8 protein-coding genes are annotated in these 9,641 nt (G+C 51.1%); 4 read left to right on the top strand and 4 right to left on the bottom strand.

Translation table 11 applies throughout. From position 1 onward, the window contains the following. Nucleotides 1-200 precede the first annotated feature (200 nt). Nucleotides 201-410 carry a hypothetical protein gene (locus CEE36_11215; protein TKJ37225.1) on the bottom strand — a complete coding sequence of 70 codons (210 nt, stop codon included), beginning with the start codon at nt 408-410 and terminating at the stop codon, nt 201-203. Nucleotides 411-683: 273 nt separating this feature from the next. Here CEE36_11215 and CEE36_11210 point away from each other — a divergent pair, with 273 nt between their 5' ends. Continuing rightward, on the top strand, nt 684-2,129 hold the full coding sequence (locus CEE36_11210; GenBank protein ID TKJ37224.1) for a hypothetical protein: 1,446 nt from the start codon (nt 684-686) through the stop codon (nt 2,127-2,129). Nucleotides 2,130-2,428: 299 nt separating this feature from the next. Further along, nucleotides 2,429-3,235 carry a hypothetical protein gene (locus CEE36_11205; GenBank protein TKJ37223.1) on the top strand — a complete coding sequence of 269 codons (807 nt, stop codon included), beginning with the start codon at nt 2,429-2,431 and terminating at the stop codon, nt 3,233-3,235. 27 nt (nt 3,236-3,262) lie between these two features. Here the strand turns inward: CEE36_11205 and CEE36_11200 are convergent, their stop codons facing one another. Continuing rightward, nucleotides 3,263-3,748, bottom strand: a complete 486-nt coding sequence (locus tag CEE36_11200; protein ID TKJ37222.1) for a hypothetical protein — start codon at nt 3,746-3,748, stop codon at nt 3,263-3,265. A 266-nt stretch (nt 3,749-4,014) separates the two neighbouring features. Between CEE36_11200 and CEE36_11195 the strand changes: the two genes are divergently transcribed. Next, complete coding sequence (locus CEE36_11195; GenBank protein ID TKJ37221.1) at nt 4,015-4,962, top strand: hypothetical protein; 948 nt, start codon at nt 4,015-4,017, stop codon at nt 4,960-4,962. On the opposite strand, the gene CEE36_11190 is transcribed toward CEE36_11195, so the two are convergent. Together CEE36_11190 and CEE36_11185 are read right to left on the bottom strand one after the other, a co-directional pair. Beyond that, a complete protein-coding gene (locus CEE36_11190; GenBank protein ID TKJ37220.1) occupies nt 4,918-5,805 on the bottom strand; it encodes a hypothetical protein in 888 nt (295 codons plus the stop codon). The genes CEE36_11195 and CEE36_11190 overlap by 45 nt on opposite strands. Before the next feature lie 6 nt (nt 5,806-5,811). After that, complete coding sequence (locus CEE36_11185) at nt 5,812-6,579, bottom strand: hypothetical protein (protein ID TKJ37219.1); 768 nt, start codon at nt 6,577-6,579, stop codon at nt 5,812-5,814. A gap of 935 nt (nt 6,580-7,514) precedes the next feature. Between CEE36_11185 and CEE36_11180 the strand changes: the two genes are divergently transcribed. Then, nucleotides 7,515-9,146, top strand: a complete 1,632-nt coding sequence (locus CEE36_11180; GenBank protein ID TKJ37218.1) for a hypothetical protein — start codon at nt 7,515-7,517, stop codon at nt 9,144-9,146. Nucleotides 9,147-9,641: the final 495 nt, after the last annotated feature.

Genomic DNA, 9,641 nt, shown 5'->3' with positions numbered 1-9,641 from the left:
CGGAAAGTGGTCACCGTCCAGCGCCTGGTGTTTATATCTACACACTGGGGTGGCGTGAGCGGCGAACGGACGAGGAATCAGAGGAATTTTCTACGGCCCAGCGGATAACCAAGGCCGCTTTGTTACAACCTTAAGGTTCTTACCGGCTAGAGATTAGGCTGCCCGAATACCCAAGGGGCACGCTGAGGGCGGCCTTGACTTTATTTCTCAGACACTAATTTGAACCCGTAGTTATCAATGAAGAATCGGGAAACTTTCTCTTTCAATCCTTCACAATCTCCTTTTTTGTAAGTCAAGCGTTCCCAGTTCCTTAAGTCGGAAGGAAGATTCAGAACTAACTCTTCTTCAGAAATAAGCAATACGTCTTTGTCAGACCCCATAGAGAACCCTAGTTCGAAATACACATTCAAGTTGTCGGTGTCAACTTTAACTACGACAAATCTGCTTTTGTCAATCGGAGTCTTAATCTTGTCGAGTATTTGGGATGACTTAACAGTATCATCGCCTCTGAGTTACTTTGATTCCTACCGATTCGAGCCCTGGTTGCACTCCATAGACCTCTCACCCCTCCCCCTATCCCCCTACCCTATGGGGCGCAGTAAAATTGGCGCCCCAAGGGGCACGCTGTCCACCAGGGAGGGGGAACTTTCCTCTTGGAGTGCATCAACCGCGTTGATGCCGCAATGACACGGTCATTGCACTCCATACCAAAATCACTATACTCATCGCTAATGTCTGCTCAACCCCCCTCCCCTGCTCCAAGCCGTTCACAGCTTATGGGCACCCAGTCAGTGGGCAAGCTGTTGTGGCGTTTCTCCCTGCCCGGGGTTATCGCGATGCTCGTGAACGCCACCTACAACATGGTGGATACCATCTTCGTAGGCGGTCTCGGTCCTGAAGCCATCGCCGCGCTTACCGTGGTCTTCCCACTGCAGATGGTGTTTATCGCTATCGGTGCAGGAACCGGCATCGGAGCCGCATCCCTTATCTCCCGAAGATTGGGCGAGGGACGGGTAGAAGACGCCAATCGGGCGGTTGGTCAAACCCTGATGATTGCCTTGATACTGGGGGTGCTTGCAGCGATAGCGGGGCATACTGTCGGTTATCCTTTACTCAAGGTTCTCGGTGCTTCTGCGGAGATCATCGGCGACGCCTTCTCCTACATGATCGTGGTTGCCTCGGGTGCGGTGGTGATCTTTACCAACATCATGGGCAACAACCTTATCCGCGCAGAGGGCAATCCCACATTGCCCATGATTGCGATGATCACCGGTGCGGCTCTAAACATAGCCCTTGATCCAGTATTCATCTACGTTCTGGGCATGGGTGTTCAGGGAGCCGCTGTAGCCACAATACTGGCTCGTGCGGTGGGGGCCACGATCGTCCTTTCCTACCTTTTCGGCAGAAGGACAAGCTTCAGGCTCAAGGCGTCTTACTTCAAGCTAAACTTCAGGGTTTGGGGCCAGATCTACGCGGTGGGCGGTCCGCACATGCTGATGTCTTTGGTGAACAGCGTAACCATGGCGGTGGTCAACAACGTTGCGGCTACCTTCGGTCCCCTTACCATCGCAGCCTACGGAGTGATCTTCCGCATCATGCAGTTCGGTTTCATGCCCTGCATCGGCATCAGCACCGGAGCATTGCCTATTATCGGATACAACTACGGGGCAAAGAAATACCTAAGGGTACGGGGCACGGTCCGCAGGACGACCGTGGTATCTACCGCCATAACCATGGGCGTGGCAATCCTGGCCATAGCCTTTCCACGCCAGATAGTGAGCATCTTCAACCGCGCCCCTGAGTTTTTGCCCATGGCCGCACATGCGATGCGCATCGCGATGCTGGGGCTTGGTTTCGTAGGCGCTCAGGTAGCGTTCGCCACCTTCTTCCAGGGAATTGGAAAAGGAATTCCTGCAGCCGTTATCGGCGTATCCCGCCGGCTACTGATACTGATTCCGGCGATCTTATTATTCGCCAAGTTCTTCGGCCAGGAGGGGATATGGTTCGCACTCCCACTGTCTGATGTCGTTGCGTTTATCATATCGCTCGTCTGGACCTATGTGGTGATGTGCAAGCTGGGGATAGGCCTGTGGGGCGAGTGTAGAGTACCCAACGAAGTCTCTTCGTGATTGAGCAGGGCCCCTATGGCTTCCTAGGGAAGCCGTCTTCCCCAAGCATCATCCGTCGGAGCTGCGCAATCTTCACCTAATGGACTTCCCTCTCCTTCCGGGAGAGGGATTAAGGATGAGGAGAAATTATGGAGGGCAATGACTCCCTCACCCCCTTCCCATCTCCCAAAGGGCAAGGGGGGTAAATCAACACCCCACAGGCCGGAGAGCGTATGCTCCATTTTGCGATCTTTTTGCCGAAGGCAAAAAGGAGCATTTATTAGTTGACCCCCGTCGTAAAATCACTATACTAACCGCCAATGAGGCTTGATCACTTTGTCATACACATCGATAACGACGCTGAGATTATCGAACGTCTCAAGAAACGAGTTACCCCTCTCGGCTTTCCCTTTGATCCAGAGACAGGGGAACGCACGCAGGAATTTGCCGCCACCAACATATGGATAGGCGAACAGTACCTGCAGCTGGTGCGTCTCTTGCAGCCTTCGGTCAGGGATTGGAATCCCCGCTGGGCTCAGTGCTATAACGGGGGAAAGCGCGGCGTCTTTTCAATCTTTATCGCCGTAGAGGATCTGGGCGAGGTGCACAAAGGGCTGCTTGAAAGGGACATCGAAATTTCTATTCCGGAGCCGAAACAATCCCTGGCTAAAGCTTCAAAAGATATACTGCAAGCCGTGACCGGCTTTCTGGGGCTGAGGCAGTCGAAATCCAAAAAAAACTTACCATGGCGCTCACTGCATCTGCCACGCATCCCAGGCACAGACATGGACATAAGCTTCCTAGAGTATGACGAGGAAGCCAAGGAGGAGATCAAGCTCCTCATGAAGCCGAACGCCGAGGAGTACGGGATAACCGGTATCCACCGGGCAAAGATTTATCTGCCTCTATGGGAGGATGGCATCGGGTTTCTGCAAAAGGTATTCCCTCAGCTCATCGGAGCAACCACCCAGCAGAAGGTTGAACTGAAAGAGGATGAGCTTTTATTTTTCCGTTCCGATCCTGAGGCGGGTCTAAAGGTAAAACTCGAAGCAACTTCCGAACAAAAGAAGTACACGGGTAAGAAGTTCCAGATCGAAAACCTAGAGGTCAAGACCATCAGTGCCTGACCTTCCACGTAAGCTTATAAGCTTCCCTTACGAAAACTTGTATCCGATCTTTCGCAGGAACTCGCGTCGCTTTTTTATGTCTTCTTCGGCCTCAACACCTACAGGCGTCTCGCCGTCTATCACGCCGATAATACCTCTTCCCTTGTCGGTCTCAACCACAATAACCTGTGCCGGATTGGCTGTGGCGCAGAAGAAGCTAACGATCTCAGGCACTGAGCGTAAAGTCTTTAGCACGTTTATCGGATAGGCGTTACCCAGAATCAGAACGAAGCTGTGTCCCGCACCTATGGCCTGTGCGTTCTTTACCGCAAGCCTGGTCAACTCCTCGTCGGTGCCCTCATAGCGAATCAGACGGTCCTGGGAGGCCTCCGAGAACGCGAACCCGAACTTGATGCCGGGAACGGTGTTGACGAGCGCTTCGTATACGTCCTCGCACGACTTGATGAAGTGCGTCATGCCTATGATTACGTTTGTCTCTTCAGGCTTCTCGATCGGTATGAGTTTAAGTTCCATTATTCCTCCAGTTTGAGATGAATATACCTATGGGATGCTGTCAAGTCAACGGCCTAGGCTGGTCTTCTATACAAGAGGAAGTCTCAGTACGACAACGCTATGTCATTGCGAGATTTTGCAAGGCAAAATCGTGGCAATCTCATATGGGGCACAATCCTATGATTAATCTTGAGACGTTTATCACCCGCCTATTTACATTGATAGTGGTTAACAGTCGTCCTTAATCAGGGTACGCATAATTTCTTGCAGAAACCTAACGGGCGGATATAATAGAACATGGACACCTGGGACGTGATCGTCGGCGGGGGGCCTGCAGGTTCATCCGCCGCGAGGAAGATCGCCGAGGCATTGAAGAAAGACGACTCCTACCTGCTATCAGACTATCCTTACCGAGTGCGTCCTTACCCCTGCTGCGATCCTGTTCACCTCCGCATCCTTTGGGGGATAGCTTTGGGTTTTGCATTGCAGAGCTTCTATCATCACAGCGAGCCTTTTGCCTGGTGAGACGAGTCTTATTTGCATCCGATCTCCACGCCCGGCCTGACGAACCAAGGCGTGAAGAGGTCTTCCGCGAGTTCCTGAGGGAAGAAGCCGCAAGCTGCGAGGAGCTTTATCTTCTGGGAGATCTTTTTGAGTTCGGCTTCGTATTCCAGGGTCGCGTACTGCCTGTCTATGAACCTTTGATAGAAGAGATTGCCGCTTTAATCAAAGTGGGTGTTGAGGTCTTCTTTCTTGCTGGCAATCACGATTTGTGGATGTCGACTTATCTGCGTAAAAAAGGATTTCGGATTGTTCAGGACGGCGAGATGCACAAGATACTTGGAAGGAGGATACAGTTATTCCACGGACTCCTGCGCGAGCCGGATTCACTTTCGCGTCTTGCCGCACGCATCATGCAGAGCCCCACCTGTGTCTGGCTTTACTCGCTTCTCCCTTACCGGCTTGGATTCAGCCTGGCTCTCAAAGCAGCGCACCTGAGTCGTGAACGCAACCTCTCATTTTCCGAACGACTCCAACTCCCGGGCCTGAAACCAATTAATCCCCGCGCCGAGGTGATTATAAGCGGGCACCACCACGAACCACTGCACTTCACTTACAAGGAACGCACGTTCTACTCTGTTGGTGAGTGGTTCAGCCGCTTCACCTACATCGAGATGACGCCTTCCAGGCTAGAACTCAAAACCTTTCGCGTGGATTCGCTCCTCGGCAGATAACGCGAACCCGGCAGGCGGGAAGCCTGCAAGCTCAAGATAGGACTTCCACTCTGCAAAATGTCCCCAGCCTCTAAAATCCGCCTCCACTGCAATGGTCTCAGAACTCTCGCCTGGCCAGGAGAGCTCGTCCCAGTCAAGACCTTTGAAAAGCTCTGAAAGACGCTCTTTAGCCTCAATAGGAATCAGGACATGGGCATGGATGAAATTGTCTATCCTGTACCAGTGGATGGTGGCCCTCAGGATAGCCACACCCTGGGGATTGTCAGAGTGCAGGATCAACCGTCGCAGCTTGGCCTGGACCCACGAAGGCTCCCTCTCCAACTGCCGTGCAAGTAAGGAAGGGATTACCTCGCCGGTGGAGTTTACCGTTCGCAGAAGCAGCCGCTCCTCATCACTTAACACCACAGAGAAGGGAAAGTTATAGGAAAGAACCTCCAAAGGTTCTTCCTCTACTCCGGCCTCACGCAGGATCAGCTTGAGTTCCTCGGCGGTCTGCGAGAAACAGAAGAAGCTCGTGCGCGGAAAGCGTTTGGTAAAGAAGCAAGCGTTGTGAAGTGACTCCTCAAGACCGGATAGATTACCTACCAGGCGTTCTTCAAGCTTCAAATCCAGCTTGTACAGACGCACCACGTAGCGTGCCCATAGACCACCGTGCATGGCAGGCAGGAATGGTGCGGCACGGAATGGGCCAATCACCCCAGAATGCCGCAACGCCTGAAGGCGAGCATCTATCTCTTCTGATGAGACGCAAGCGAGCCTTGCAAGATCGGCTGGAACCGCCCAGCCTCCGTGGCTTATAGCACGCAGAAGCGCTATGGATCCCCTATCCAGCGAACAGCTCAAGAACTACTACTTGGTTTTCTTTCCGCCGCCGGTCTGTTTCTGGATCCAGACCTTTAGGAGATCAATCGGCACCGGGAAGACTATTGTTGAGTTCTTCTCTGTGGCGATCTCGGTAAGCGTGCCGAGGAAGCGGAGCTGGATGGCTGTCGGGGTCTTTTCAAGCACCGCCGCAGCCTGCCCCAGCTTCTTGGAAGCTTCGAACTCACCGGCAGCATGGATAACCTTTGCCCGGCGCTCACGTTCAGCTTCTGCCTGACGCGCGATGGCTCTGCGCATCTCGTCGGGAAGGTTCACGTCCTTGATCTCCACCATCGAGACCTTGACACCCCAGGGGTCGGTCTGCCTGTCGATAATCTTCTGCAGCCGTTCGTTGATGTCCTCACGCTTTGAAAGTAGATCGTCGAGCTCGTATTCGCCAAGAACCGATCGCAGGGTGGTCTGGGCGATCTGCGAGGTGCCGAAGATGAAGTCCTGAATCTCAACGATCGCCTTTGATGCATCCATCACCCTGAAGTAGGTAACGGCGTTGACCTCAACGGTCACGTTGTCGCGGGTGATAACGTCCTGCGGCGGGATGTCCATGGTTATAGTCCGCAGACTTACACGCACCATCCTATCGATAAAGGGAATGAGCAGGATAAACCCGGGGCCTTTAGTGCCCACAAGGCGTCCCAGGCGAAAGATCACACCGCGCTCATACTCTTTAAGTATCCTGATAGCCGAAGCCAGGATGATGATTGCAACTACACCCAGGGCTATGTATAGATAAAGCATTGTGCCTCCTTTCCGTAATTATAGGCAGGAGATTGGAGGTGTCAAACGGATGAAAGTTCGTGCGCCGATAGATAGCGGGGTAGTGGGTTGATTTTTGCAAGGGTTGCGATTATTATAGGCCGTTAGTTTAGGTTTCTCTCAGGAGGAGAAAATGGCTAAGGAAAGAGTTTTGCGAGTATTGCAAGGCGAGGCTAACCGGTGATGAGCGAGTCTGCCCGAACGGCTTGGAGCGGGGGAGGGTTGAGCAGACATTAGGGCTGATTACAGGGATTTTTTGAGGGCGGTCAATGTAGCAATATCTCTTGGGGCGAATAAAACCGCAGATTTCGCAGATTACACCGATTATTATCCCCCTCCCGGTACTCGGCTGGGGTACTCCAGGCTGTTCCACATTAAGAAGCCCGCCGGGGCTCCTGCTTGTGCCACGGTCGGGTGCAGCGGATCTGTGGGGGGAATAAATGAACCGCAGATTTCACCGATTATTATCCCCCTCCCTGGTGGACAGCGTGCTCCTTGTGGCGCCAATTTTACTGCGCCCCATAGGGTAGGGGGCGGGTGAGAGGAACATCAGCTTGCATACGTATCCTCAATCATAAACTTGACAAAATTGGATATTGGAGTATATTCAGGTGAACCATAAAACCAAAGGAGGGCAACATGCCTGGAGTATGGGTCAGGAGACAAGACAGCGATACATGGCACTGGTGCAAAAACTGTCATCTCTATCCTACAGGTTCAGATGTAGTGAAGAGCTATAAGAAACCTACCTCGTATGAACTATGCAATCATTGTCAGGCCAAAGAAAAAGCAGGCAACTGTAGCGAATAAAATCGTAGGGGCCGACCTCAGCGTGCCCCAGTCGGGCATTAGGTCGGCCCTTTCCTCTTGACAAAGGGTAGGGTAGGAGTATATTTAAGTATGCGGAAGGAGGAATCGTGAAAAAGATATTCTTAATACTGATAACCTTAACAATCCTGGGGTTGGTGGTGTGTCACAGGGAGGAGACTGGCTGGATTGCCGTCAACTCCACGCCCGAGGGTGCAGCCGTTTACCTTAACGATAGCCTCACCAGCGAGGTCACCAACTGCGTGTTTGAGGTGCAAGCAAGCGAGCACTATCTTAAGCTTACCCTTGAGGATTACTTCGACTGGGAAGATTCGGTTGTAGTTGAGGTGGATGATACCCTCAAAGTGAATGCTGAACTGATTTCCATTGAGGAGTTTGGATATATTTCAATTACCTCAGAATCTAAAGGGGCTAAGGTATATCTGGATGGTAACCTTACAGGTTATATTACGGATTGCATCTTGGATAGTGTCCCCATCGGAGAACGGACAATTACACTCCAACTTGATGATTATAAGGATTGGGAAAAAGACATCACCGTCGAGCTAGACGACACCGTCCACCTGAACGCCTATCTTATCCCCGATACCATCCAGCCAGGGGATGTTTTATGGAAGTTTGAAATAATTGGTAACACAGGGCTCAGTTCGCCTGGGTTAGGTTTAGATGGGACACTATACTTCACCGCTGATTTTGTAAATTACGTTTATTCGTACATATATTCACTAACTTTGGATGGTGAATTGTATTGGAGCTATGAACTTGATGAAGGGTGGGGCGCTTCACCTGTTATTGGTGTGAATGGGGCAGTATATGTAAAAACTGAATATTATGTGGCGCTTTACGCCTTTGAATTGGGTGGAGTTTATAAATGGAAATATAAAGTTGCAAACGAAATTGGAGGTACTGCGCCCCCTCATTCCCCGGCAATCGGGAACGATGGCAAAATCTATTCTTTTTTTGATGATGGAAGACCTTTTCTTTGCGCGCTTGATCAAAGTGGTAACTCCCTGTGGAAGCGTTATTTTACTTGCTACTCATGGGAACCATCAATAGGACAAGACGGTACATTATATAGTGTTGATACACGAGGGGTTCTTTTTGTTTTGACTTCTAATGGACAAGAGAAATGGACTTATTCACCCTTGGAAGTAGAAACGGTTGCAATACAGGGTTATTTTTTCTCAACACCTACATCAATTGATGACGATGGAACCCTTTACTATGGGATTTCTTACGAGTATTATGAAGAATGGATGGGATGTGATTTTATCGCTGTAAATCCCGACGGTACTCTCAAATGGAAGAAGCACAGAGAAGGAAGGGATGTGAATATACGTTTTCCTCCGGTAATTGGCGGAGACGGTACCCTTTACGTAGGGATTGGTAATACCTTTTACGCACTGGATTCAGACGGTAATACGAAATGGAGCTACCCGGAAAGTGGTGGCATGCCCGTTCTTTCATCTGATGGTGTACTTTACTATGGTGCTAATAATAAGTTAATAGCACTAAACACATCAGGTGCTTTGGAATGGGAACTAGATATACCAGTAGTTGGAACACCTGTTCTTAGTGATGATGGAGTTCTGTGCTTTGGTTCAACCGATGGATACTACTACGCTGTATACACAGGTTCTCATGGGTTAGCTAATTCCCCTTGGCCCAGGTTCCGCCATGATAACCAGAACACCGGTAACGCGGCCTGGCCGATATGGTAATTACTCCTTTTCGCCTATGGCGAAAAGATCGCAGTAGGGGCCGCCCTTCGGGCGGCCTTTTTAATTAAATCCGATCCCCCTTTAGTTCCCCCTTAATCCTTAATAAGGGGGACATTTGATCCCTCTTTGGTTCTCCCTTGGTAAGGGAGACGTTTAAGGTTACCTCCTTTTTGGCAATCCTACCGCTTCGCGTAAGGGAGGTGGCCGCTCATAAGAGCGGACGGAGGGATTAACCTAATCTGCGCCAATCTGCGTAATCTGTGGTTTTAAATGCTCCTTTTTGGCTCTTCGTCCTAATTACCCCTCCCTTAACGGGACAGCGTGCCCCTTGAGTGCTTTATGCGCTCATAGGGTAGGGAGCAGGGGGAGGGTGATTTAATTACCCCCTCCTTTATCCTCCCCCGTCAAGGGGGAGGTAGTAATGGAAGAAGGGGCTGTCGCCCCTTCTTAATCCGCGAAATCTGCGTTCCGAAGGAGAACGACTGCAAGGAGTTC

This window comes from candidate division TA06 bacterium B3_TA06, assembly GCA_005223075.1.
Taxonomy (GTDB): Bacteria; Hydrothermota; Tepidihabitantia; order B3-TA06; family B3-TA06; genus B3-TA06.
The sequence above is the reverse complement of the archived record's forward strand: the minus strand, read 5'-3'. Positions and strand labels throughout refer to the sequence as shown.

Excerpts from the sequence above, each read along its gene's own strand:
- CEE36_11210 (TKJ37224.1), top strand. The coding sequence starts at position 684 with ATGACACGGTCATTGCACTCCATACCAAAATCACTATACTCATCGCTA.
- CEE36_11205 (TKJ37223.1), top strand. The coding sequence starts at position 2,429 with ATGAGGCTTGATCACTTTGTCATACACATCGATAACGACGCTGAGATT.
- CEE36_11200 (TKJ37222.1), bottom strand. The coding sequence starts at position 3,748 with ATGGAACTTAAACTCATACCGATCGAGAAGCCTGAAGAGACAAACGTA.
- CEE36_11185 (TKJ37219.1), bottom strand. The coding sequence starts at position 6,579 with ATGCTTTATCTATACATAGCCCTGGGTGTAGTTGCAATCATCATCCTG.